21 protein-coding genes are annotated in these 24,409 nt (G+C 66.8%); 9 read left to right on the top strand and 12 right to left on the bottom strand.

Going from position 1 to position 24,409, the window contains the following annotated elements; genetic code table 11:
* Nucleotides 1-37 precede the first annotated feature (37 nt).
* Complete coding sequence (gene mfd, locus F5544_RS39735) at nt 38-3,652, top strand: transcription-repair coupling factor (protein ID WP_167477904.1); 3,615 nt, start codon at nt 38-40, stop codon at nt 3,650-3,652.
* Nucleotides 3,649-4,338, top strand: a complete 690-nt coding sequence (locus tag F5544_RS39730; RefSeq protein WP_167477903.1) for a MazG family protein — start codon at nt 3,649-3,651, stop codon at nt 4,336-4,338. The genes mfd and F5544_RS39730 overlap by 4 nt, the downstream gene beginning before the upstream one ends.
* Before the next feature lie 46 nt (nt 4,339-4,384).
* Here F5544_RS39730 and F5544_RS39725 read toward each other — a convergent pair whose 3' ends face one another.
* Entirely contained in the window at nt 4,385-5,260 is an 876-nt protein-coding gene (locus F5544_RS39725; RefSeq protein WP_167477902.1) for an LLM class F420-dependent oxidoreductase, read from the bottom strand.
* 125 nt (nt 5,261-5,385) lie between these two features.
* Here F5544_RS39725 and F5544_RS39720 point away from each other — a divergent pair, with 125 nt between their 5' ends.
* Nucleotides 5,386-6,222 (top strand): SDR family NAD(P)-dependent oxidoreductase, encoded by an 837-nt coding sequence (locus F5544_RS39720; RefSeq protein WP_203217454.1) that lies wholly within the window; start codon nt 5,386-5,388, stop codon nt 6,220-6,222.
* 6 nt (nt 6,223-6,228) lie between these two features.
* On the opposite strand, the gene F5544_RS39715 is transcribed toward F5544_RS39720, so the two are convergent.
* The gene (locus tag F5544_RS39715) at nt 6,229-6,885 is read right to left on the bottom strand and encodes a hypothetical protein (RefSeq protein WP_238846907.1); all 657 of its coding nucleotides are present in this window, start codon (nt 6,883-6,885) and stop codon (nt 6,229-6,231) included.
* 598 nt (nt 6,886-7,483) lie between these two features.
* Between F5544_RS39715 and F5544_RS46075 the strand changes: the two genes are divergently transcribed.
* The 3 genes from F5544_RS46075 (at nt 7,484) to F5544_RS39700 (ending at nt 10,165) form a co-directional block, all read left to right on the top strand.
* Entirely contained in the window at nt 7,484-7,915 is a 432-nt protein-coding gene (locus F5544_RS46075; RefSeq protein ID WP_203217453.1) for a hypothetical protein, read from the top strand.
* 337 nt (nt 7,916-8,252) lie between these two features.
* Nucleotides 8,253-9,011, top strand: a complete 759-nt coding sequence (locus F5544_RS39705; RefSeq protein WP_167477900.1) for an SDR family oxidoreductase — start codon at nt 8,253-8,255, stop codon at nt 9,009-9,011.
* 116 nt (nt 9,012-9,127) lie between these two features.
* Entirely contained in the window at nt 9,128-10,165 is a 1,038-nt protein-coding gene (locus F5544_RS39700) for an alpha/beta hydrolase (RefSeq protein ID WP_167479812.1), read from the top strand.
* A 19-nt stretch (nt 10,166-10,184) separates the two neighbouring features.
* Here the strand turns inward: F5544_RS39700 and F5544_RS39695 are convergent, their stop codons facing one another.
* From F5544_RS39695 to F5544_RS39680, 4 genes are all read right to left on the bottom strand, one after another.
* Complete coding sequence (locus F5544_RS39695; protein ID WP_167477899.1) at nt 10,185-10,868, bottom strand: DUF6891 domain-containing protein; 684 nt, start codon at nt 10,866-10,868, stop codon at nt 10,185-10,187.
* Between the two features lie 91 nt (nt 10,869-10,959).
* Complete coding sequence (locus tag F5544_RS39690) at nt 10,960-11,535, bottom strand: TerD family protein (RefSeq protein ID WP_167477898.1); 576 nt, start codon at nt 11,533-11,535, stop codon at nt 10,960-10,962.
* 83 nt (nt 11,536-11,618) lie between these two features.
* Nucleotides 11,619-12,101: a hypothetical protein gene (locus F5544_RS39685; protein WP_167477897.1), complete on the bottom strand. Its 483-nt coding sequence runs from the start codon at nt 12,099-12,101 to the stop codon at nt 11,619-11,621.
* 97 nt (nt 12,102-12,198) lie between these two features.
* Nucleotides 12,199-12,651, bottom strand: coding sequence for a flavodoxin domain-containing protein (locus F5544_RS39680; RefSeq protein WP_167477896.1), 453 nt, complete (start codon nt 12,649-12,651; stop codon nt 12,199-12,201).
* 485 nt (nt 12,652-13,136) lie between these two features.
* On the opposite strand from F5544_RS39680, the gene F5544_RS39675 reads away from it, so the two are divergent.
* Nucleotides 13,137-14,591, top strand: coding sequence for a stealth family protein (locus tag F5544_RS39675; protein WP_428847202.1), 1,455 nt, complete (start codon nt 13,137-13,139; stop codon nt 14,589-14,591).
* Here the strand turns inward: F5544_RS39675 and F5544_RS39670 are convergent.
* From F5544_RS39670 to F5544_RS39645, 6 genes are all read right to left on the bottom strand, one after another.
* Nucleotides 14,539-15,492, bottom strand: coding sequence for a phosphodiesterase (locus F5544_RS39670; RefSeq protein ID WP_167477895.1), 954 nt, complete (start codon nt 15,490-15,492; stop codon nt 14,539-14,541). The genes F5544_RS39675 and F5544_RS39670 overlap by 53 nt on opposite strands.
* A gap of 144 nt (nt 15,493-15,636) precedes the next feature.
* Entirely contained in the window at nt 15,637-17,040 is a 1,404-nt protein-coding gene (locus F5544_RS39665) for an MATE family efflux transporter (protein WP_167477894.1), read from the bottom strand.
* Nucleotides 17,041-17,119: 79 nt separating this feature from the next.
* Complete coding sequence (locus F5544_RS39660; RefSeq protein WP_167477893.1) at nt 17,120-18,151, bottom strand: PLP-dependent cysteine synthase family protein; 1,032 nt, start codon at nt 18,149-18,151, stop codon at nt 17,120-17,122.
* 46 nt (nt 18,152-18,197) lie between these two features.
* Nucleotides 18,198-19,568 (bottom strand): alanine racemase, encoded by a 1,371-nt coding sequence (locus tag F5544_RS39655; RefSeq protein WP_342760403.1) that lies wholly within the window; start codon nt 19,566-19,568, stop codon nt 18,198-18,200.
* Complete coding sequence (locus F5544_RS39650; RefSeq protein ID WP_174867490.1) at nt 19,559-20,569, bottom strand: ornithine cyclodeaminase family protein; 1,011 nt, start codon at nt 20,567-20,569, stop codon at nt 19,559-19,561. Before F5544_RS39650 ends, F5544_RS39655 begins: the two co-directional genes overlap by 10 nt.
* Complete coding sequence (locus tag F5544_RS39645) at nt 20,541-21,689, bottom strand: TauD/TfdA family dioxygenase (protein WP_167477892.1); 1,149 nt, start codon at nt 21,687-21,689, stop codon at nt 20,541-20,543. The genes F5544_RS39650 and F5544_RS39645 overlap by 29 nt, the downstream gene beginning before the upstream one ends.
* A gap of 261 nt (nt 21,690-21,950) precedes the next feature.
* Here F5544_RS39645 and F5544_RS39640 point away from each other — a divergent pair, with 261 nt between their 5' ends.
* Entirely contained in the window at nt 21,951-23,465 is a 1,515-nt protein-coding gene (locus tag F5544_RS39640) for an ABC transporter substrate-binding protein (RefSeq protein WP_167477891.1), read from the top strand.
* Entirely contained in the window at nt 23,465-24,394 is a 930-nt protein-coding gene (locus F5544_RS39635; protein WP_167477890.1) for an ABC transporter permease, read from the top strand. Before F5544_RS39640 ends, F5544_RS39635 begins: the two co-directional genes overlap by 1 nt.
* Nucleotides 24,395-24,409: the final 15 nt, after the last annotated feature.

Raw genomic sequence — 24,409 nt, 5'->3', positions numbered from 1 at the left:
TTGGCCGACCGAAACGTGCGTGCTCAGGAGTCGTTCAATGCCCAATCGTCCCCCGCTGGCCGGACTCGCCGCGGCCGCGAGCGCCGATACCGCGCTACAGACGGTCGCCGGGCTGATCGGAAAATCCACGGTCGAATTGGTGGCCCCCTCGGCGGTGCGGCCGTTCGTCGCGCACACCATCGCCGCGAGTAAACCGCTGGTCGTGGTGACCGCCACCGGTCGTGAGGCCGACGATCTGACCGTCGAGCTCACCGAAATCCTCGGCGCGGCGGTCGCCCAGTTCCCGTCGTGGGAGACGCTGCCGCACGAACGGCTCTCGCCCGGCGCGGATACCGTGGGCCGCAGGCTCGCGGTGCTGCGCAGGCTCGCGCATCCGGAAGATGAGGTTTTCCCGGAGCCGCTGCGGGTGGTGGTGACGACGGTGCGCTCGCTGATGCAGCCGATGGCCGCCGGCCTCGGCGATATCGCGCCGATCGTGCTGCGCGTCGGCGCACAGTTCGATTTCGATGAATTGCTAACGCGCCTGGTCGAATTCGCGTATACGCGGGTCGATATGGTCGGCAAGCGCGGCGAGTTCGCGGTGCGCGGCGGCATCCTCGACCTGTTCCCGCCCACCGCGGATCATCCGGTGCGCGTCGAGTTCTGGGGTGACGAGGTCACCGAGCTGCGGCCGTTCGCGGTCGCCGATCAGCGCTCGCTCACCGATCTCGAGGTGGACCTCGTCGTCGCGCCGCCCTGCCGGGAACTGCTGCTCACGCCCGCGGTGCGGGACCGGGCCGCCGAGGTGGCCATCGAGAACGCGGCCGACGCGGCCCTGGTCGAAATGCTGGAGAAGCTGGCCGAGGGTATTCCGGTCGAGGGCATGGAGGCGCTGCTGCCGGTATTGCAGCCGGGTGAGCTCAAACTGCTCACCGAGGTGCTGCCCACCGGAACGCATGTGCTGCTGTGCGATCCGGAGAAAATCCGCACCCGCGCGGCGGATCTCGTGCGCACCGGCGAGGAATTCCTGGAGGCGTCGTGGACCGCGGCCTCCTTCGGCGGCGCGGCCCCGCTCGGCGGTCACGGACTCGACCTGGCGGCCTCGGCGTATCGCCCGCTGCCCGATATCCACGCCAGCGCCGACCGGCAAGGCCTGCCGTGGTGGACGCTGAGCCCGCTCACCTCGGGTGATCCAGCCGAGGTCGTGCTGCCGGTGCTGGCGGGCCCGGCCGCGCGCGGCTCCGACGAACTCGTCGCGACGATCTTCGCCTCGCTGCGTGCGCACGTCTCGACCGGCGGCCGCGCGGTGGTCGTCGTCGCGGGACACGGTACGGCACAACGCATTCAGGAACGGCTCGGCGATGCGGACGTCCCGGCCGCGGTGCTGGCGGCCGGCGCCGAACCGCAGCCAGGTCTGGTCGGCGTGCTGTGCGGCTCGCTGCACGACGGCCTGATCTTCGACGACGCCGGTCTCGTCGTCGTCGCCGAATCCGATCTCACCGGCAACCGGGTCACCGCGCCGGGCGATGGCAAGCGGCTGCCCGCCAAGCGGCGCAACCAGGTGGATCCGCTCGCGCTGAACGCGGGCGACATGGTGGTGCACGATCAGCACGGCATCGGGCGCTTCGTCGAGATGATCGAGCGCACCGTCGGCGGCGCCCGGCGCGAATACCTCGTCATCGAATACGCGCCGAGCAAGCGCGGCCAGCCCGGCGACCGGTTGTTCGTCCCGATGGAATCGCTCGACCAGCTCTCCCGCTACGTCGGCGGCGAGATGCCGAGCCTGTCCAAACTCGGCGGCTCCGACTGGGCGAATACGAAACGCAAGGCGCGCAAGGCCGTTCGCGAGATCGCCGGTGAACTGGTGCAGCTCTACGCGGCGCGGCAGGCGGCGCCCGGCCACGCCTTCGGTCCGGACACCCCGTGGCAGCAGGAGATGGAGGACGCGTTCGCGTTCACCGAAACCGCCGACCAGATGACCGCCATCGCCGAGGTGAAATCCGATATGGAGAAGCCGGTCCCGATGGACCGGGTGGTGTGCGGCGATGTCGGCTACGGCAAGACCGAGATCGCGGTGCGCGCCGCGTTCAAGGCGGTGCAGGACGGCAAGCAGGTGGTGGTGCTGGTGCCGACAACCCTGCTGGCACAACAGCATCTGCAGACGTTCACCGAGCGGGTCAGCGGATTCCCGGTCACCGTGAAGGGGTTGTCCCGCTTCACCGATCCCGCCGAATCGCGCGCCGTACTGGAGGGGATGGCCGACGGCTCGGTGGATATCGTCGTCGGAACGCACCGGCTGCTGCAGACCGGCGTGCGGTGGAAGGACCTGGGGCTGGTCGTCGTCGACGAGGAACAGCGCTTCGGCGTCGAACACAAGGAGCACATCAAGGCGCTGCGCACGCACGTCGACGTGCTCACCATGTCCGCGACGCCGATTCCGCGCACCCTGGAGATGAGCCTGGCAGGCATCCGCGAGATGTCGACCATCCTCACCCCGCCGGAGGAGCGGCATCCGGTGCTCACCTACGTCGGCGCGTACAACGACAAGCAGGTCACCGCCGCCATCCGGCGTGAGCTGCTGCGCGACGGGCAGATCTTCTACGTGCACAACCGGGTCTCCTCGATCGACAAGGCCGCCAAGCGAATTCGCGATCTGGTGCCCGAGGCGCGGGTGGTGGTCGCGCACGGTCAGATGCACGAGGACATGCTCGAGCAGACCGTGCAGGGTTTCTGGCAGCGCGAATTCGACGTCCTGGTGTGCACCACCATCATCGAGACCGGCCTCGATATCTCCAATGCGAATACGTTGATCGTGGAACGCGCGGACGCGCTTGGTCTTTCGCAGCTGCACCAGCTGCGCGGCCGGGTCGGGCGCAGCCGGGAGCGCGGGTACGCGTACTTCCTGTACCCGCCGGAGAAGCCGCTCACCGAGACCGCCTACGACCGGTTGGCCACCATCTCGCAGAATTCCGACCTCGGCGCGGGTATGGCGGTGGCCATGAAGGATCTCGAAATCCGCGGCGCCGGAAATGTTCTCGGCGCCGAACAGTCCGGCCATGTGGCCGGGGTCGGATTCGATCTGTACGTGCGGCTGGTGGGCGAGGCGGTGGAGGCGTATCGCGCCGCCGCCGATGGCAAGCCGATCACCGTCGAGGAGCCCAAGGAGGTGCGTATCGACCTGCCGGTGGACGCGCACATCCCGCCCGACTACATCGCCAGCGACCGGCTGCGTCTGGAGGCGTACCGGAAACTCGCTGCGGCGCAGGACGATCCGGCGCTGGCCGCGGTGGTCGACGAATTGGTCGACCGGTACGGCCCGCTGCCGGTGGAGGTGGGCAGGCTGGTCTCGGTGGCCAAACTGCGGCTGCTGGCCCGCGAATACGGCGTCACCGAAATCGCGGTCACCGGAACGACATTGAAGATTTCACCACTGTTGAGCCTCCCCGACTCCAAACAGCTGCGCTTGAAGCGGCTCTATCCGAGCGCGGGCTACAAGGCGGCAAGCGGGGTGGTGCAGCTGCCGCTGCCTCGGGTGGAGGACAGCGTCGGCGCCGAGCGGGTGCGCGATGTGGTGCTGCTGCAATTCGTCGCCGACCTTTTGCTGGCGTTGGACGGAAAAGCCCAGGGGGCAGTCGATCTCACGGTGGCGACCGAGGTTTCCGGGGCGCGATGACCGATTCCGACGCCGCCCGGCTGACCGCGGACCTCGTCGAGGCGGTCGAGGTGATGGACCGGCTGTGGCGCTTCGGCGGCTGGGAGGTCACCCAGACGCACGACTCGCTGCGGCCCTATCTGCTCGAGGAAACCTACGAACTGCTCGACGCCATCCAGCACGAGGATGCCGAAACCATCAAGGAGGAACTGGGCGACCTGCTGCTGCAGGTGCTTTTCCATTCCCGGATCGCCCAGGCCGCAGGCGAATTCACCGTCGCCGAGGTGGCGGCGGCACTGGTGGCCAAGCTGACGAACCGCAGCCCGCAGCTCGCCGGGCCGGTGATCGATCCGGCGGCGACGGTGGACGAGAAGATCGCGTTGCAGGAAAAGGCTTGGGAGGAACGGAAATCCGCCGAGAAGGCGCGGCGCTCCTGCCTCGACGGCATCGCCATGGCGCAACCTGCCCTCGCGCTGGCCGAGAAGGTGCGTGCGCGCAGCGCGAAGGCGGGGCTGCCGGACGATCTGGTTCCGGACGCGCTCCGGGTGGTTCATCTCGGTGCGCCGGAAAGTGCCGAAGAGCGTTTGCGGAAGGCGACTTTGGTGTTCGCCGATGCGATCCGGGCCGCGGAGGACGCGGCGGAGGCAGACCGAGGGGAACGGGTGCCGCTTTCGGCCGCGGACTGGCGGAAGTACTGGCCGGTATAGGTTTTCCGAACGTGGTGCGCACCGGTCATGGTGCGCACCACGGTCGTCACTTGGTCGGCAGGTCGGCCAGGCGCGGGACGATGGGGGTGAGAACCTTCTCGACCCACTCGGCCGGGTAGTCGCCGGGCGGGGCGACCATCACCATATCGACGCCGAGTTTCGCGTAATGGGCCATGAGCTCGACGAAATCGTCGTCGGGAGTGCCTGCGTTGTAGATGATCGTCTTCTGGATCTCGTCGTAGTCGCGGCCGACGTCGGCGCAGTGGGCGCGCAGCACATCCAGCTTGTGCGCGACGCCGTCCGGGGTGTCGTAGAAGAGGTTGCAGCCGTCGCCGTATTTGGCGACCAGCCGCAGCGTCTTCTTCTCGCCGCCGCCCGCGATCAGAATCGGCGGATGCGGATTCTGTACCGGCGCAGGCGAACACAGCGTCTCGGCGAGCTGGTAGTACTTGCCGTCGAACGCGCCGTTGTTATTCGGATCCCACATCTGCAGGCAGATCCGGACCGCCTCCTCCAGCCGCTCGAACCGCTCCTTCATCGGCGGGAACGGCACGCCGAGACCCTCGTGCTCCCGATCGAACCAGGCCGCGCCGATACCGAGCGTGGCCCGGCCCTGTGACAGCACATCAAGCGTCGTAACGATTTTCGCGAGCAGGCCGGGATGGCGGTAGGTCACGCCGGACACCAACAGGCTCAACCGGATTCGTTCGGTATGCGCGGCCAGGTAGCCGAGCGTGGTGTATCCCTCCAGCATCGGCTGCTCGGCCACACCCCGCGGCGGGATCTGAAAATAGTGGTCCATGAACGAAAGCCAGCTCAGGCCCGCCGCCTCCGCCGCGGCCCCGACCCGCGCCAATTCCGGCGCGATCGCGGCCGGTCCACCCGGCATATCGAAGTTGGGAACATGAATTCCGAGTCGCATAGTCGAATGCTATGAGTTGGAGTGCACTCCAGGTCAAGGGTGGAATCGGCTGGAACACACTCCAGGTTCGGCGCGGGTAGCGTCGAAGCGGTGCTGTGCGCATGACGATGAAAGGGCGGTGCGCTGTGTCCGAACGAACCATCCTGATCACCGGGGCAACCGATGGGCTCGGCCGGTATCTGGCGATCGAAACCGCGCGTGCGGGCGCGAGAGTGCTGCTGCACGGCCGCGACCGCGAGCGCGCCGAGGAGGTGCGCGCGCGGATCCTGGCCGAAGGCGGCCCCGAACCGGACATCATCCTCGCCGACCTCGCCGACCTCGCCGATCTGTCGGCGGTGGACCGGCTCGCCGCCGAGGTCGAATCGCGCACCGACCGCCTCGATGTACTGGTGAACAACGCCGGAATCGGCTTCGGCGCACCGGGCGGCGCCCGCGAACTCAGCGCCGACGGAATCGAATTACGTTTCGCCGTAAACTATTTGGCGGTCTACCGGCTGACCCACCTGCTCCGGGGCCTGCTCGTGCGCTCCGCGCCGTCCCGGATCGTCAACGTCGCCTCGATCGGCCAGGAGCCCCTGGATTTCGACAATCTCATGCTCGAACACGACTATTCCGGCGTCTCCGCTTACCGCCGCGCCAAACTTGCCGAAATCATGTTCACCTTCGACCTGGCAGCGGAATTGGCCCCCTCCGGCGTAACCGTAAACGCGATCCACCCTGCGTCCCTTATGAATACAACAATGGTCCGGCAAGCCGACTATCCCGCCCAAAGCACCATCGAAGAAGGCGGCGCCGCAGTACTGCACCTGATCAACGATGAGGTGGGCACCGGCCACTACTTCGATGGCCCACATGAAAGCCGCGCCAACCCCCAGGCCTACGACCCGACCGCCCGCCGCGAACTATGCCGCCACACAACCGCTTTGCTCGCCGCCCCTCGCGACGCCCTCCACTCCAAGTAGCGTCCGTTACTTGCCTCCCAGGACCGTATCGACATTGTCGGCCAACGCCTTCGCGATTCGTTGCGAGCCGGACTGCAGGCTCGACCGAAGTTGCGGCGAATCGGTGATGCCCGGCCCCGGCTGCGGCGGAGCGTTCTCCCCGGACGTCGATACCTGCGCATAGAAGTTGCTGATGCGAAACGCCGTCGTCGCGTCAGCCGAACCATCCTTTGTCCTGATCGCCGAATAGGACTCTTCACCGATGCCTGCCGAAGTCTTTCCGTCGTAACCCTGACCGCTGGTTTCGAAGTATTTCTTTTGGGCCGTGACGGGCTTGCCGCCGGTCTCCAGACGGAATGTTATGAGGACTCGCCTGATTCTCGGATCGCCGACCGGTATTTGCACGGTAGTGGTCTGGTCCGGATATATCACACTACACAGGGCACCGAGCGTATCGGGCGGCGACGAAACCAATTTGCTCCCAGCGTCTTTGAATTCGACACTCGACGAATAGAGCCGACCCGCATATTCTTGGATTTCTCGCGTAACGGGTTTCGTGAGCTCGGAGCAGCTGCTCGGCAGCTTCGTGAACCGACGTCCTTCGGTTTGTTCACCCTTTGTCGAGCAGCCAGTAATCACGACCGACACGCCGATCAGCAAAACGGCGATCACATTGCGGGACATTACGAGCCTGCTGCCCGTCGGGCGCCGCTTCCTCATTTAGCCAGCCTGCCTGCGGTTTCAGCTGCGGATACGACGTAATCGTCTTCATCGTCGGCGAAGTAGTTGTAGCTTGTCACAAAAGCTGCTTTCTGAAGCCGAAGCCTTGCTTCGGACGATGCTGCTTGGTCGAAGGTGGGGTTCTATACAAGGTTTTACAGTAGACATGGGGAGCGATGGGCGGGCGCTCAGTGCTGACCAAGGGCGGGGCGTTGCGTGGTCGATGCCCGGAACGGTGCGCGCGGTTCCGTCGGTTGCGTCAGGATCAGGTTGTGTTGGATGAGCGGCGGGGATGGGTACTGGTGGCGGCGTTGGAGAATGCGCGGTGGTGTGCTGCGGTGTGTCGGGTGCATGGGGTGGTTGGGGAGTTCGGGGGTGGGGTTTGGGCTTGTGGGCGGCGGACGCCGGTGTTTTATCCGGATGCGGTTACGCTTGATGAGAGGGTTTGTGGGGCAGAGGTTTTGGGGCGGATCGAGCTGGGGGTGCCGGGGGCTTCGGTGAAGGATAGTTTTGCCGTGTTGGATCTTTCGGGGGATGGGTTTCGGATTTTGTTCGAGGCCGAATGGATTCGTCGGGCGGCGGGGAGCGGGTGCCCGCGGCGACGAAGCAGGTGTGGGAGCCGGTTCGTGGGGCGGGTGAGTTGGCGGAATGGGCGGCGGCTTGGGATCCGGTGCATGCGGGCGTTTTTCGTGCCGAATTACTCGAAGACGATGCGGTGACGGTGCTCGGTGGTTGGGTGGGGAACGAACTGGTCTGCGGGGCGGTGGTGCATCGCGACGCGGATGTGGTGGGAATTTCCAATGTGTTCGGTCTCGGCATACCCGCCGACGAGGTGTGGGCCGGAGGTCTGCGGGCGGTTGCGCGGATGTGGCCGAACCACGCGGTCGTCGGCTACGAGCAGGGGGATGACCTCGCGGCGGCCATCCAGAACGGTTGTGCCCCAATCGGTTCGCTGCGGGTGTGGGGTGCGATCGAACCGGGCCGGAGCGAGTAGCGCCCAGCGGATTTTCGGTGCGCGAATCCCGGGACGGCGGTGGAATTTGTTACTACGCTGCGTAGGCATGGATTTCATGTGGGTGATTCCGATTCTCGGAGTGGTCAGTGCGGTGTTGATCGCCTTCGGATTCGTGGTGGGTTTTCCGAAGGACTAGTATCGCGCAGCGATTCCATGGGGGGTGGTCGGGCGACGGGTGGGCCTAGCCTCGCGCGAGGGTGGCCGGGCGACTAACTGTGGTCTGACTCACCTCATGTCACAGCCCGCCAGGGTTGCGTCGTCGTATGTGTAGCTCCCCGCGATTGGGGTGATGACGCTACGAGAGCGGAGTACGGCGATGACTGAGCAGACGATTCTGGTAACCGGTGGAACCGGCACGCTGGGCACCCGGGTGGTGCCGCTGCTGCGCGCGGCGGGTCGACCGGTACGGGTGCTGAGCCGTGGCGCACGGACCGGCGACGGCATCGAATACGTGGTCGGCGACCTACAGACCGGCGCAGGTGTCGATGCCGCGGTAAAAGGCGTCGACACCATCGTGCACCTGGCGGGTGACGCCAAGACCGACGAGCAGACCACCCGCACTTTGCTGGCCGCCGCCGCGAAAGCCGGTGTGCGGCACCTGGTGTTCATCGGAGTAACCGCGGCCGAGCGCGTCGACCTCGGCTACTTCAAGGCGAAACTGGGCGCGGAACGGGCGATCGAGGAATCGGGTATTCCGTACACCATCCTGCGGGCGGCGCAATTCCACGATTTGGTGTTCAAAGTGATTCAGGCGCTCGCCAAGTCGCCGATCGTGCCGGATCCGCGCGGGATCCGGATGCAGCCGGTGGAGACGGCCGAGGTGGCAACGCGCCTGGTGGAATTGGCGCTGGCGGAACCGGCGGGCCGAGTGCCCGACCTGGCCGGACCGCAGGTGCTCGAATTCGGCGCGATGGTGCGGGATTATCTGCGTGCGACGGGCAAACGCCGTCTGCTGCTGCCGATTCCGTTGCCCGGCAAGGTGGGCAGGGCGTACCGGGCCGGCGCCAATCTGACCTTCGAGACCGAGGGAAAGCGCACGTGGGCGGACTATCTGGCCGAACATGCCGCGCGGTGAGCGAAAACTTCGGCGCCGCAAAGAATCCCGACCACCGGTAACGGGTAGGGTCCGGGTTTCCCAAACCCGTCCCGTGCCGTTAACATTCGGCGCGACGAGAGGAGTGTGGGGTGGGCGTGCGTCGTCTGACCTTCAGGCGTTTGGTGCTGGCCGCGGTGGTGGCCGCCGTATCCGTCGGCGTCGGCGGTAATTCCGCGTCGGCGGATCCGAATCCGGTTTCCACATCGGCGAAATCGCCGGACGGCTCGTATGTCGAGCGGGTCGAGGTGAAGGACGACCGCAATGTCCGCCTCTACATCCATTCCGCCGCAATGGATGCCGCGATCCCCCTCGATGTGCTGCGTCCGGCCGACACCTCGGTGCCGCGGCCGACGCTGTACCTGCTCAACGGTGCGGGCGGCGGCGTCGACGACGCGTCGTGGCAGAAGAACACCGATGCGCTGACCTTCCTGTCGGACAAGAACATCAATGTCGTGCAGGTGATCGGCGGCCAGTGGAGTTTCTACACCGACTGGCTGAAGGACGATCCGGTACTCGGTCCCAACAAGTGGAAAACCTATATCGCCGAGGAACTTCCGCCGCTGGTGAACGCGGCGCTCGGCACCAATGGTGTGAACGCCATCGCGGGGCTTTCGATGTCGGGCACCTCGGTGCTGAACTTCGCGATCGCCAAGCCCGGACTGTGGCGCAGCGCGGCGGTGTACAGCGGTATCGCGCAGACCAGCGACCCGATCGGCCAGCGCATGGTGAAGGCCACCGTCGAGACCTGGGGCGGCGGTGACACCACGAATATGTGGGGCCCGACGAACAGCCCGCTGTGGGCCGCGAACGATCCCATCTTGAACGCCGAAAAGCTGCGCGGCACAAACCTGTTCGTCTCCACCGGCAGCGGCATCCCCGGTGCGTACGATGTGCCGGGCAACAAGTTCCGCATGGAGGCGCCGATCGATACGCCGAAAGTCGTTGCGCTGGGCGCGATCATCGAAATGGGGGTGAACTGGTCGACGCACAACCTGCAGAACCGGCTGAATCAGCTCGACATCCCGGGCACCTTCGTCTACCGCGATACCGGCACCCATTCCTGGGGTTACTGGCAGGACGACCTGCACACCTCGTGGCCGGTGCTCGCGCAGGGACTGTATTCCGCGCCGTAACCGAACCGCGAACCGTCGCTCACTCGTCGAATTCGGGCAGCGGTTTGCGCCACGCGTCGATCCGGACACCGATGCGAGTGTCCGGATCCCCACCCCAGCTCACCCGCAACCCCTGACGGGTGAACGCGGCGACAATGCGCCGCCCGACCTCGGTATCGGTGCGCAAGCCCACCTCGTCCTCCAGTTGCCGATCGCCCGCGGCGATCCGCCGATAAATCTCGGCCGGGGTGCCGGGAAGCAGCCGGAACGCGCTGTATCCGAAAAGCAGTTCGGGATTATCCTCGGCCAGCCGGTCACCATCTTGCTGATGGAAGTAGACATACGCCCATTCGCGATAGCGATACCAGTCCGGCGGATTCGGGTGCGCGGTGCGCTCGAAATCTATCTCGGTCGTCGCACACTGTTTGCAGCAGGTGAAATTCATTCGGGCCAGAATTCCCTGGCTTTCCAGATCGGCATAGGCGAGCAGTAACCGGTTGTAATCGCCGGGCTCGGTCCAGTTCCGCTGTTCGGCCAGCCGCTCCCGCCAGATGCGCCGGGTGGCTGCCTCGGCCTGCGCCAAGGGAATTCGGCCGCCGTCCGCGATCCATTCGGCGACGTATTCCAGCACGCTGTCCAGCGGTAGGAAGCCGGGGATTATCAGCTGCCGCGCGAACCGCTCCAGAGCTTCGATACCGCCGTCGCCGTGCTCGAAGACCAGCATGTTTTCCGACGGTACCGGCTCGCCGGACACCGGGCCACCGGAACGCCGATCACCGCCGAGAACCACCCCGTGCCCTCGGCGGCACGCCTACCTAGACGTTGACGCCGTAATCCCGGGCGATACCGGCAAGTCCGGAGGCGTAACCCTGACCGATGGCGCGGAATTTCCACTCCGCCCCATGCCGGTACAGCTCGCCGAACACCATCGCGGTTTCGGTGGACGCGTCCTCGCTGAGGTCGTAGCGGGCCAGTTCCTGGCCGGTGGTGGAATCGATGACGCGGATATACGCGTTGCGCACCTGACCGAACGACTGGCCGCGGGCGTCGGCCTCGTGAATGGAGACCGCGAAGAAGACATTGGTGATATTCGGCGGCGTCGCGCCGAGGTCGACGTTGATGGTTTCGTCGTCGCCCTCACCTTCGCCGGTCAGATTGTCACCGGTGTGTTCGATGGTGCCTTCGGGGGAGCGCAGGTTGTTGTAGAACACGAAATGGCTGTCCGACAACACTTTCAGATTCGGCCCGGTAGCCAGCGCGCTGGCATCGAGATCGTAGTCCGCGCCCGTGGTGGTGCGCACATCCCAGCCGAGTGCCACCGCGACCCGGGTGAGATTGGGCGCCTGCTTGGACAGCGATACATTTCCGCCCTTGTTCAGTGTGACGCTCACGCTGCATTTCCCCTTTCATGCGACGCCGGTCGCGCCGCCTGTCCCACGATTATTATCCGCCGCGCCGGAATGGTTGCGCCGCTTCAGTTCTGGTCGGCGGCCCAGGAGCGCAGCGTCGTGACGCGGCTCTGTAGTGCGCGCAATTCGCTGTCGTCCAGCACATTGCGCTGGATGCCCTGTGCCACCGCGAAGGCCGACTGCCGGTGATCGTCGATCACCGCGACATCGATCCGCACCGCGGCGTATTCGGCGGCGTTCGGCATTTGCTCGACGATCACCTTCGCGGTGCCTCTGGCGCACAGCGCCACATTGCCGCCGCTCAGGATCAGCAGCGCCACCTCGGGGCGCGTGCGCAGCCGGGCCAGCGATCCGCGATCGTATTTGAGGCTGATCAGGATGGTCCGGTCATCGGCGCGGACCGGCCAGGACACCGGGATCGCATGGGGCGCAGGGTCGGTGGTGACCAGCACGGCGATGGTGTCGAGCGGCCATTCCGGTAGTACGTCCAATTCGGGATGGTCGGTCGACTGCTCCTGATGCTGCGCGGGGGTCGCTCCGCCTGCCATCTTCGTCACCTCATGGATCGTCGCGCGCGACGGGGCTGTGCCGCGCTGTTTGCAGTCTATGACGGTGCGCCCGTTGCCCGCTGGGGTGTCGGTGAGCTCAGGCGGTGAGCAGATCCGGAATCGGCAGGTCCGCGACCCAGGTCCGGGCCATATCGGTGGCGCGGAGGGCGGTGGACGCGTCGTGGCGCGCATGCTCGCCGAGCTGGATCGCGCCGCGTTCGGCGAGCTTTTCCGCGGCGATTTCGCCGCCGCGGTTGAAGGTGTCGCCGTAGACGCTGTCGCCGAGGCCGAAGACGGCGAACCGCAGGCCGGTCAGGTCGGGGGCCTGCGCGTCGAGCTCGGCGAAGAACGGTTCGGCGCCGGTGGGCAGGTCGCCGTCGCCGTAGGTGGAGCAGACGATGATGTGGAAGTCGCGGATGTCGAGATCGTCGACGGCGTAATCGGTCATGTCGTAGACGGATACGTCGTGGGTGGTCAGTTCGTCGGCGATGGCTTCGGCGACCTTTTCCGAGGTACCCAGCTCGGTTCCGAACAAGATGACGACGCGCACGCGCACTCCTTCGCTAGTTAGGCTACCCTAAGTATTGTGCTCGGCGCGTGTTGGCAGTGCAAGGGCATGACGGGGGCAGCGATGTCCCGATTGACGGCTGGCCACCTCCGTTGCATCATTCCTAGAGCGCCCTTCTTCGGGGCATCTCCAATTCGCCGGCCGATGTGTGTCCGGCCCCCTGTGTGTCGCACTTCGTTCTACGTCCGGCCGACGGTCGCGCGCGTGAATTGCGCCACACCAGAAAACGACGCCACCGGCGTCCCGCCGTGAGTGAGGTGAAACGAATGGTTATCCGATCGTCTGTTATTCGGCGGATGAGTTCGTACTCGCATCGCGGCACCATCCCCCATCCCTAACTCCGACCGCGTCGGCGCGGCCCCTCGGCAATGCGAAACACGTTGCCGGGGCGTCGGATCGCTGGCGCGGTGCCCCGCGATAGGTATTTCCGGCAATTCGGACAGATGGGAAGACGGGACATGGTGGATATGGGTGCGGTGGATTCGGGCATGGTGGATATGGTTTCCCGCCCGGTGGCCCGGAACCTGGCGGTTTCCGCGGCGATGATCGATGACCTCGGCTACCTGCGCGCCGAATTGGCGGCGGCCGAGGTGTCATTCCTGCTGGTGCGCGATATCGGGCACCGCCTGGTGCTGGCCGCGAACGCGGCGCAGGCGGGCATGGTGCGGCGCGTGCTGAAGTCGGCGGTCGTCGCCGGATTCAGCTGTAACGACGTGCAGCACAACGTATTCCGGCTCGGCCGCGATGCCGATCCGGCGCATCACGTCGATGTGGAACTGTGGGAGTACCACGGCGACACGGTGTCGTGCCCGCGACCGAACGCGTTGACGCGCACCGTATTCGACCTCGCCGACGTGGAATTCACCGAGGTGCTGCTGTTCGACCGGCGCTGGCCGACGCTGGTGGATATGTTCGCACCGCAGGCGACCGATGTCGGCTTCGATATCGATATCGTGTTCTCCTGGGTGGACGGCACCGATCCCGAATTCCGCGCGCGCCGTGCGGGAATGCTCGACGGTGTCGTGGTCGGCGAGGGTGACGACGCTGACGCGCGGATCCGGCAGATCGACGAGTTGAAGTATGCGCTGCGCTCGGTGCACAAGAACGCGCCGTGGCTGCGGCGTATCTTCATCGCGACGGATTCGGCTGTGCCGGAATGGCTTTCGGATCATCCGCAGGTCACTGTCGTCCGTGCGGTCGATCACTTCAGCGACACATCCGGGCTGCCGGTGTTCAATTCCCATGCGGTGGAATCCCAACTGCAGCACATCGACGGGCTCAGCGAACATTTCCTGTACTCCAACGACGATATGTTCTTCGCCAGGCCGGTGCGCCCGTCGATGTTCTTCACCCCCGGCGGGGTGAGTCGCTTCATCGAGGCGGGCACCCGGATCGGGCCGGGCCGTAACAACGAGCGGCGCAGCGGATTCGAGAATGCCGCGCGGGTGAATCGGGAACTGCTCGCCGCGCGCTTCGGGCACGTCATCACCAGGCATCTGGAACATACGCCTGCTCCGTTGCGGCGCAGCGTCTTACTGGAGATGGAGGAGGAGTTCGCCGCCGATTTCGCCCGGACCCGGGCGAGTCGGTTCCGCGCCGCGACGGATATCTCCGTCACCAATTCGCTGTACCACTACTACGCGCTGCTCACCGGCCGCGCGGTACCACAGGAGTCGGCGCGGATGCGGTACGTGGACACCACCAGCCGCAGTGGGCTCGCGCTGCTGCCCGGACTGGCCAAGCGCCGCGACGTCGACTTCTTCTGCCTCAACGACGGGAGCTTCCCCGAGGTGCCGGAAGCCGAACGGACGCAGGCGGTTTCGGAGTTCCTGCGCCGCTACTTCCCGGATCCGGCGCCGTGGGAGCGGGTCAGCGCATCGCCTCGTCACCCGATTCCGGAGTCGGCTCCCGGTGCCGCATGACATGTGGGATACGGCTCGCGGGCGGGATGACGATGCCCTCCTCGGCCAATTTGCGGGCCGCTTCCTCCGGGGTCGCCGGCGTGCCGACCGTCGGGCCCTGATCGATCGGGACAACGGAGTGCACCACGGTATCGGGATAGATGTGCACATAGTTGAAGGCCTGGGCGGCGTCGCGGCCGCGCAGACCGCCCCGTGCCACCGCGAGATCCTGGCTGTAGCAGGTGGCGGAGGCGACCGAGACCGGAACGCCCGCGAAGGTCGCGAAGGTGGAGAAGTGCAGATGCCCGGCCAGGATGGCGCGCACATCGCTGCCGTCGAGCACGTCGGCGAGGCGGCGCTGGTCGCGTAGCTCGACGGTAACCGCGAGGTCGAGCACGCAGGGGACCGGCGGGTGGTGCATGGCGAGGATGGTCCCGAACGGGGCCGGTTCGGCCAGCACCTCGCCAAGCCAGGAGAGCTGCGCGTCGGTGATTTCGCCGTAGTGGTGGCCGGGCACCGTGGTGTCGAGCGCGATGATCCGCAGCCCGTCGATCAGATGCACCCGGTCGAACGGCGCGGTGGACGACCGTTCGCCGAGTAGTCGGTCGCGCAGCGTCGCGCGGTCGTCGTGGTTGCCCATGACCCACACGATCGGCGCGCCCAACTCCCGCGCGACCGGCTCGACCAGCGCACGAAGTTTGTCGTACGCATCGGGCTCACCCCGGTCGGTGAGATCGCCGGTGATCACGATCGCGGTCGGGCTGATCCGGCTGGACCGGGCCTGCGCCAGCAGCTGGCGCAGCCGCCGGTCGGCGTCGACCGCGTCGTACAGCTCACCGTCACCGGCGATCAGATGGGTGTCGCTGAAGTGGAAAAGAACATGATCCGGCCGCGGATGCTCCGCGACTCTGGAGATGTGCACCGGACCCGAACGTCCCTCCCGGCGGTTTGCCCGCCATTGGCTTCGATTCCAACGCCAGGATAGCGAAGGGCTACCGACGGGATTCCCGACGCACGGTGACGACATGCTTTCGGGAAGGTGAGGGTTCGGTGTCAGATCTTGGTCTCAGGCCGGACTCAGCTCGCTGTCGGCGGCGACCGCGACGCGCGCCCGGTCCATCTCGCCGAGCAAAGTGAAGTACCGCCGCACCATGAGCACCGCCGTCGCGGCCAGCCCGGCGGTGAGACCCCACCAGACGCCCGCCGCGCCGAGCCCGGCGGGGAAGGCGAGCAGCAGGGCGACGGGCAGGCCGACGCACCAGTAGCCGATGAGCGACAGCCGGAAACCGGCGTTCGTCGCCTTCAGCCCGCGCAGCAATCCGGTGCCGATGTTCTGTGCGGCATCGAAGAATTGGAGCACGATGCCGATCAACAGCAGGGTGTGCGCGACCTGAATGGTGTCGGAGTCGGTCGAATGCAGGAACGGCAGCAGCACCCAATCGGGTGCGACGACGTAGACCACGCCGGTGAGCACCGCGACGAGTGCGGCGGCGCGCAGCGCGAGCCAGGCCAGTGCGCGCGCGTGCGCGGATTCGTCCCTGGCCACGGCATGGCTGACCAGGATCGATGCACCGTGCGACAGGCCGATCGCGACCTGGAAGACGATGTAGATGATCTGATACACCACGTTGTGCGCGGCCAGCGCCGCGGGCCCGATACTGCCCATCACCAGCGCGAGCACCGAGAACATGCCGGCCTCGGAACCGTAGGTGAGCGCGATCGGCGTGCCGAGCTTCAATTCGGCGCGGATGGTGGCGGTATCCCTTGGCCACGGCCGGATCGGCAGTGTCGCACCGAGTTTCGCGTCCCGGCGGATCATGGCCAGGAAGACGGCGAAGGTGATCAGGAAGACCAGTGAGGTGGCGACGCCGATTCCGGTGAGCCCGAGCTCGGGCAATCCGGCCCAGCCGCGGATAAAGGCAAGGGCCAGCAGCAGATTCAGCGCCACCGAGCCGAGCGTCACCAGCAGCAGGGCCTGCGGGCGCTGCATGCCGACGGTGTATTGGCGCAGCACCTGGAACCACAGACAGGGCAGCAGGCCGGGTGCGAGGGCCACCATCAGCGGGCGGGCGTCGGCGAGCACGCCCGCGTCCTGACCGAGCCACTGCAGCGACCAGCCGAGGCCGATAAGGATTGCGCCGCCGAGTATTCCGGCGAGCGTCGCGATGACGAAGCTGGATCGCACGATGTCCCGGATCTCCCGGTCGGCCGAAACGCCGCGCTTGCCAGCGGAACTCGTCGCGGTGGCGATCTGATTGCCGGTGCCGGTGATCAATCCGACGCACATGGTGCGAATCTGGTTGAACAGCACCATCGCCAGCCCGCCCGCCGCGACCTCGCGCACGCCGAGCGTGCCCATCAGCGCGACATTGGTGGTGGACACCGCGATCTGGGCCAGCTGAGTGAGCGCAATGGGTGTGGCGAGCCCGGCCAGGCGCCGTCCGTCGCCGTGGAACGTCGAGAGGATCATCGGCCGACCTCCCCTGCCGAGGCGTCGAACTCGAAAACCGCCTTGTCGCACGGTCTCGCGGGACACCGGGGGAGCGCCCTCATCGCGCGTCCACCAGTGGCCTGCGCGCCGCCGGGGCATAGCGGCCGAGCAATTCGCGCACTTCGAGTTCCGCTGCGGGATCGAGGAGTTCGCGCTCGCGCATCCAGTCGTCGTCGAAGACGGTGTCCAGGTATTTCTCGCCGCCATCGCAGACGATCGTGACAATAGTTGAGCCGGGCGGGAATTCGTCCATCCTGGTGAGCGCCGCGTGCACCGAGCCGCCCGCCGAGCCGCCGATCATCAGTCCCAGTTCGGCGGCCACCGCGCGCGCGGTGGCGAAGGCCGCGATATCGGAGACCTTCACGCCCTCGTCGAGCAGCGAGTAGTCGACGGCGGTCCCGATGGTGGCGCCGGGCGGGGTGCCGGTGCCGGACTGCCAGTAGGGTCCGCCCGGCCCGCCGAAGGCGATCGAGCCGACGGGCTCGACGCCGATGACGTACGGCACGCAGCCGAGCTGACGCAGCCGCGTCGCGGTGCCGAACAGCGAGCCGCCGGTGCCCACCGCGGACAGCAGGATGTCGACCCGCTCCACATCCGCCAGCAATTCCTCGGCCACGGCGTAGTAGCCGACGGCGTTCGCGTCGTTGTTGTGCTGTTCGGTGAAGTAGGCGTCGGCGCGTTCGGCGGCCATGGCCGCGGCCAGGTCCTCTCGCGCCGAGGTGGCCAGGTCCTCGTCGCCCTCCTCGGCGACGAACACCAATTCCGCACCCATTGCTCGCATCGCGCGCAGTTTGTCCTTACATGCGTGGTGGTCTACGACGGCGGTGAAGCGATACCCGCGTTCGGCGGCTACGACCGCCAGGCCGAGTCCGGTATTCCCGGACGTGGACTCGATAATATGCCCGCCATCGCGCAGCAAACCGCGCCGCTCGGCGTCGAGCACCATCTCGCGCGCCATCCTGATCTTGGCCGCGCCGGTGGGGTTGAACTGCTCGAGCTTGAGCAGCAGCCGAGTGCCGGTCGCGGTGGTCGCCAGCTCGAAGAGCGGCGTGCGGCCGATCAGGTCCGTCACACGCGTGACGAGCGGCATGGAGGATCTCCTCGTGTGATGTGTGATTTCGTTGGGCGGGGGCGGATTATCCGGTTTCGAGCGTCCAGCGGTACCGATCCCCGGTCGCGTGCAGCACGACCTTCGGCGGGATCGGGAGTTCGTGAAAGGCCGACTCGTTCGAATCCATTTGGTAGCCGGCCGTATTGGGGTAGACGAGCAGATCGCCGATGACGGCGGCGCGGGGTAGCGGAATGCGCCGCCAGCTGAGCATATCGGAGTCGAGGCAGGTGGCCGCGCCGACGCTGGTGGGGGTCGGGGTGCCGGGACGGGCGGGCCAGAGCAGCGGATCGGGCAGATACTCGCTCTCGAACCACTGCTCGGAAAGGCTGAGGCTGGTGCCGTCGACGGTGAGCAGATGATACGGATGTCCCTGCGCGTAGCGGATTTTGCTGCCCTGCACCCGGAAGACGGTGCATCCGGCGTTGGCGAGCAGGGCTCGTCCCGGTTCGATGGCCAGGCGAATGGTGTTGTCCCGCAGGCGATCCGCCAAACCATCGAATTCGAGTACGGCGGTGAGCATTTCGGCGCCAGGTGCCGGGAAGTGGTAGGGGTAGTAGGAATCGAATTTCTTACCGGAGTGGAACCAGTCGCGGTCGGCGTGCTCGGTGAAATTCGCCCAGGCCTCGGCCGCGACGTAGTCGACGCCGAAGCCGCCGCCGATCGAGATCGTGGTGGCGGGCAGGCCGAGGGTCTGCGCGTGCAGGCAGCGGTCGATCAGCTCGCCCGCCGTTTCGGCGCGGGCGACGGCATCGTATCCGGACAGGTGAAAGCTGAAGCCCTCCAGGCGAATCTCTCGTCGGTCGATGAGATAGTCCAGGGCACTGCTGATTTCGTCATCGGTCAGCCCGAATCGGCTCGTCGCGGCCTTCGGCAGCACACGCAACAGGATTCGCGCCGAATCATTCAGCGCGGCAAGCCGTGTCAACTCGCCGAGATCGTCGACGGCGATCAGCGCGCCGTGCCGGGCGGCCAGCCAGAGCAGGTCGTCGGATTTGGCCGGGCCGGTCACCATCAGCTCGTCGCCCCGGATCCCGTTGGCCAGTGCGGCGCTCAGCTCACCGGAGCTGGAAACGTCAACGCCCGCACCGTTTTCCGCGCACGCGCGGGTGACGCACGCGGATTTGTTCGCCTTCTTGCCGTAGTAGACGGCGCCCTCGACACCGGCCCGCTCGAAGACGCGCTGGAAATCGCGGATATTCGCGGCCACCCGCTGCGGATAGAGCAGGTGGAAAGGGCGGCCTAGCGCGAATGCGATGTCGCCCAGCAGATTCGGGTCGTCGAGGACTCGGTGCTCCCACTCGTCCAGGCGCGCGGGCATCGGGGCCGCACAGATCGGAGACGTGCCGCCGGGCTCTTTCGTGCCATTGCGCCCGACGGCGCCGGTCTCTAATCCCACAGGGGTACCTCCACGCCGCGTCCCTCGGCGATGGCCCGCTCGGCGAGCGCGTGCGCGACGGCGATATCGGTGAGCACCAATCCGCTGTTGTAGACGAAGATTTTCTGCTCGTCGGATTCGCGGCCGATGGCGCGCCTGCTCAGGATCTGCGGGAGTTCGGCGTCCACCGCGCGCAGTTTCCCATCGGGGCCGGCCATATCGGTGCCGGTGAGCGTCATCTGCTCGGCGCTGGTCGCGATGACCCGATCGGCATCGGTGAGCGTCGACGGCGCCAGCCCGTAGCCGACCAGCACGGCGACCGAACCCGGTGCGAGATGGCTGGATTCGAGCGCGACCTCGGTGCCGGGGCCCGCCGTCGCGAGCACGACGTCGGCGGTCGCGGCCGCCGCGTACGGATCCTCGACCATCTCCAGCAGCGCGTGCGGATGGTATTCGGCGAGCTGTTCGCGCACCGCGGCCAACCCCTCCGGATGCGTGCCGTACATCATCAGCTTGCGCAGCTGTGGATTGGCGGCGAGCAAGTGCGGCAACGCATTTCGACCCTGAGTGCCGGTGCCGATGAGCAATACGCTCTCCGCGCCGCGGCGCGCGGTCTCGCGCACCAGCAGCGCCGAAACCGCCGGGGTGCGCAGCGCGCCGACGCGGGCGCAGTCCATCATCGCGATCGGTGCGCCGGTGGTGTCGTCGTAGAGGGTGATGGTGGTGTAGTAGCGCTTGGTCGCGCGGTCGTGGCCGGGATCGAATTTGTACGAGGTCTTCATCGCGACCACCCGGCGGCGACCGTCCCGGCCGAGCATGGCGTAGGCGACCGACCAGCCCTCCGGATGGGCGACGCTGAGCTTGCGTGGGTTATCCGAATCCCCTGCGGCCAGCGCGAGATACGCGCCCTCGACCGCGTGCACCACATCGGCGGGCGTGATGGGCACGGTGGCCAGGTCGCTGCGGCTCAGCACCCGCAATGGGGTGCTGCGGTCACGGGTGTTCAACGGGTCCTCGATCATGAGCTGCAACTCGTTCTGTAGAACTCCGTCCGGTGGGTAGCCCTCCCCGGAACGGTGAAACGATCGTTTGTCCATATCCATTTTCGTAGGCTTCTTCACTTCGCCGCCGCCGTTGCGGCAGGCGGATATTCACTCGTTTGAGCCACCGGTCGGTGCCGTCGTAGCGCGCGGTGAACGGGACCCGCCCGTGCACGGCCACGTCGTTGTCCACCAGCAGCAGTTCGCCCGGGGTCAGCGCGGCGGTGACGCAGACGCGCTCCAGTTCCGCGGTCAGGCGCGCGTAGGCGGCCCGGAATTCCGGATCGGCGTCGTCCAGGGGGGTATACGCGGGATCGTAGCGCAGCGTTTCGGCGTCGTCGGGGTTGTGCCACAGCGTGGGCAGCGGTGTCGGCGAATAGTTTTCGTGTCCGGTGCCGTAGGAGACGTCGGGCAGGATGGGCAGGGTCGGCTCGCGCAGCAGCGCGCGTTCGGCGGCGGAGAGTTCGACGCGGCGCACCGAGGACACCGTGGTGCCGACCAGTTCCGGATTGCGCAGGCAGGCGAGCATCAGCAGATGCGCCCGCGCCGGGTGGAACGCATCCTCGGTATGCGGGCTGAGCAGGGTTTTGCTGCTCGCACCCGATTGCTCGTTCTCGTGGCCCGCGGCGGGCACGATGTTGTTGACCAAACGTCCGCCCTGTTGGCCGTGCCAGCCGAACGGCTCGCCCGCCGACCGGGCGAGCAGCAGCATCACCACATCGAATTCGAATGAGCTCGCGCGGCGCGCCGGATCGCCGCTCCAGCTCGCGGCCTCGCGCCAGCTCGGCGGGGTGGGGCCGAATTCGGCGTCGGTGAGCGGCAATCGGCCGACGATGGTGGCGCCCGCGCTGGTGGCGGGCGGGCGCAGCGTCGCACGGATTTCCGCCGGGAGTTCGCCGACGCGCGCATCGATCTGTTCGAGCAGCGCCGGATCGGTCAGCGTTCGTGCGGTGTCGGGCATGGTGACCTGGGCACAAGCGTCGAGTGTGGTACATATCTCCCGCGCGAGCTCGCGCACCGCGGCGCCGGCGGCCGCGGAGAACTCGCGACGTTCGACGGTATCTGGGTGAAGCGTCTTGTGTTCGGAGAGAACGCTTTTCACCGAAAAGTCCCTTCTTCGCAGCGGGGGTGGAGAAGTGGCGTGAAGACTCGATCTGCGAAGCTAGCCGGTCGCGGCGAGTTAAGCAAGGCTTGCCTAAGCGAGTCGCCCAGAAATAGCCGAAACGCATGATCGCGGACCGGGTTCAGTGCTGAATGTTTGCCGAAACTCTAGGCGTGGAGAAAACCTGCCTCATTAGGCTAGCCTTTCCTGATTCAGGTAGGCGGGCGTGGGCGATCGGTCGTCCAGGAGGTAGGCAGCGCAATGGGTTTCAGTCGGCGGCAGCTGATCCGGTCGAGCCTCGGCATGGGGGCGGTCCTGGCGCTCGCCGCATGCTCGAACGGGGCGGAAACGCCGGGTCCGGCGCGGCGCGGCGGGACACTGCGGGTCGGCGCGCTCGGCACCGCGGCCCGGATCGAGCGCGATCCGCACGCCAACCTCAGCAACGACAGCGACTTCCTCATCACCTCACTGGTTTACGACGCGCTCACCGTCCCCGGCGGTAACCCGAATGTCGCCGCACGGCTGGCCAGCAGCTGGGAGCCGGATCCGGAGCGCCGCCGCTGGACCTTCACCCTGGCCGGCGGCGCCACCTTCCACGACGGCGCGCCGGTCACCTCCGACGATGTCGTATGGTCGCTGCGCAGGCTGCGCACCGTCGGCGGCGCCTCGAAAATGCCAGTGGCCGTTGACGATATCGTCGCCGACGGTCCCAACCGGGTGGTGCTCACCGTGCCCGAGCCGAACACCCAACTGCCGCTGCTGGTCCGGCTGATGACGTTCACCGTCAAGAAGGACACCGCCGATTTCACGAAAGCCGTTGGCACCGGACCGTTCCGGCTCGAGTCGTATCAGAGCGGCAATGCCAGGCTGGTGCGCAACGAGCACTGGCACGGCCCGGCGCCGCTGCTGGACGCCATCGAGGTCACCATGTTCGAAAGCGTTACCGCACTGGGCAATGCGGTACTCGCCGGCCAGATCGACCTGGCATCCAACGTCGGCGCGATCGCGGGCCGCAGCGCCGCCGGACGCGGTGACCTGCGGGTGGTGCGGCGTTCGGACGACACCATGCTCGGACTGGCCATGCGTGCGGCGGACGGGCCGTTCGCCGATGCCAGAGTGCGCACCGCGGTGCGACTGGGCGTGGACCGGAACGCGCTGGTCTCCCAGGTGCATTCGGGCTACGGGCAGATTGCCAACGACATTCTCGGCACCGGCGATCCGATGTACGACAAGTCCATCGCGCAGCGCACCCGCGATACCGATCGCGCGAAAAGCCTGCTGCGCGAGGCGAATTTCGACACCGGGCGCACCTACCAGCTGTACACCAAGGCCGAGGCGCCCGGCGAGGTCGAATCGGCGAAGGTGATCGCGAGCCAGCTGGCCGATATCGGACTTCGGCTCGATGTCCTCACTCAGGAGTCCAATGTCTTCTACGACCAGACCTGGTTGAAGGCGCCGATGTACACGGTGTCCTGGGGCACCAACGATTCCACGCTGTTCTACGCGAACAACCTCATGTCGAGCGCGTCCAACCGCAACGAAACCGCTTTCAAGGACGCCGAATTCGATGCGGCCACCGCCAAAGCGCTTTCGGCGCGCAGCGATTCGGACTACACCCAGGCCTGCCGGGACGTGCAGCGGATCCAGTACGAGCGCGGCGGCTACCTCGTCTGGGGTATGGCCGACGGCGTCGATATCGCGACCTCCCGAGTGCGTGACCTGCCGACCCTCGGCGGCTTCGCCAGGGTGCAGTTGGAACGGGCCTGGTTGGCGTAGTGGGCACCGTCGCACGGCTCCTGATTCGGCGCATCGGCCTGCTGATCGCGCTGCTGGCAACGGTTTTCGTGGCCGTCGAGCTGCTGCCGGGCAATACCGCCCGCGCCGTGCTCGGCCGCGATGCCACGCCGGAACAGTTGGCGGCGAAGCGGCACGAGCTGGGTTTGGATCGGCCGCTGCCGCAGCGGTTCTGGAACTGGATCACCGGCGTCGCCACCGGCGATTTCGGGCGCACCGCGCGCGGTATGCCGATCAATCAGTTGCTCGCGGACAAATTCCCGCCGACGCTGCTGCTCGGCGGGCTGGCCATCCTGCTCACCGTCGTCATCTCGCTGGCGCTCGGCTCCTGGTGGGCGATGCGCGGCGGTTCCGTGCTCACCCGGGTGCTGCAACCCGCGACGACGATGGCGGTGGCGGTGCCCGAATTCGTCGTCGCGACACTGCTGATCCTCGTATTCGCGCTCGGCCTCGGCTGGCTGCCCGCGGTGACCATCACCGGACGCTCCGGATTCCCGGCCGGGGCGGATATGGCCGTGCTGCCGGTGCTGGCGCTGGCACTGCCGCAGATCGGCTGGAACACCAGGGTCGTCCGCGCCGCCATCGCCGACGCCGCTCGCGCTCCACACGTGGAAAGCGCTGTGCTGGACGGGCTTTCGACGCGTACGGTACTTCTGCGGCATCTGCTGCCGTTCGCGCTGCCGACGATCGTCGCGAGTTTCGCGACCACCGTCGGCATGGTGCTCGGCGGATCGCTCGTCGTCGAAACGATCTTCAACTATCCCGGACTCGGGGCCGTGCTCGCCGGTTCGGTCGCCGACCGGGACGTCTCGGTAATCGCGGCGGTCGTCGCGCTGTCCGGCACGGTGATCATGTGCATGCTCGCGCTCGCCGACGCGGTCCGGGCCTGGTCATTGCGGGGGAGTCGATGAGAATTACGCACGGAA

This window comes from Nocardia arthritidis (assembly GCF_011801145.1).
Taxonomy (GTDB): Bacteria; Actinomycetota; Actinomycetes; order Mycobacteriales; family Mycobacteriaceae; genus Nocardia; species Nocardia arthritidis_A.
The sequence above is the reverse complement of the archived record's forward strand: the minus strand, read 5'-3'. Positions and strand labels throughout refer to the sequence as shown.

Bases quoted from the DNA above. Each gene is read 5' to 3' on its own strand.
- mfd (WP_167477904.1), top strand. From the start codon at position 38: ATGCCCAATCGTCCCCCGCTGGCCGGACTCGCCGCGGCCGCGAGCGCC.
- F5544_RS39730 (WP_167477903.1), top strand. From the start codon at position 3,649: ATGACCGATTCCGACGCCGCCCGGCTGACCGCGGACCTCGTCGAGGCG.
- F5544_RS39725 (WP_167477902.1), bottom strand. From the start codon at position 5,260: ATGCGACTCGGAATTCATGTTCCCAACTTCGATATGCCGGGTGGACCG.
- F5544_RS39715 (WP_238846907.1), bottom strand. From the start codon at position 6,885: ATGTCCCGCAATGTGATCGCCGTTTTGCTGATCGGCGTGTCGGTCGTG.
- F5544_RS46075 (WP_203217453.1), top strand. From the start codon at position 7,484: ATGGATTCGTCGGGCGGCGGGGAGCGGGTGCCCGCGGCGACGAAGCAG.
- F5544_RS39705 (WP_167477900.1), top strand. From the start codon at position 8,253: ATGACTGAGCAGACGATTCTGGTAACCGGTGGAACCGGCACGCTGGGC.
- F5544_RS39695 (WP_167477899.1), bottom strand. From the start codon at position 10,868: ATGCTGGTCTTCGAGCACGGCGACGGCGGTATCGAAGCTCTGGAGCGG.
- F5544_RS39685 (WP_167477897.1), bottom strand. From the start codon at position 12,101: ATGGCAGGCGGAGCGACCCCCGCGCAGCATCAGGAGCAGTCGACCGAC.
- F5544_RS39675 (WP_428847202.1), top strand. From the start codon at position 13,137: ATGGGTGCGGTGGATTCGGGCATGGTGGATATGGTTTCCCGCCCGGTG.
- F5544_RS39665 (WP_167477894.1), bottom strand. From the start codon at position 17,040: ATGATCCTCTCGACGTTCCACGGCGACGGACGGCGCCTGGCCGGGCTC.
- F5544_RS39660 (WP_167477893.1), bottom strand. From the start codon at position 18,151: ATGCCGCTCGTCACGCGTGTGACGGACCTGATCGGCCGCACGCCGCTC.
- F5544_RS39650 (WP_174867490.1), bottom strand. From the start codon at position 20,569: ATGATCGAGGACCCGTTGAACACCCGTGACCGCAGCACCCCATTGCGG.
- F5544_RS39640 (WP_167477891.1), top strand. From the start codon at position 21,951: ATGGGTTTCAGTCGGCGGCAGCTGATCCGGTCGAGCCTCGGCATGGGG.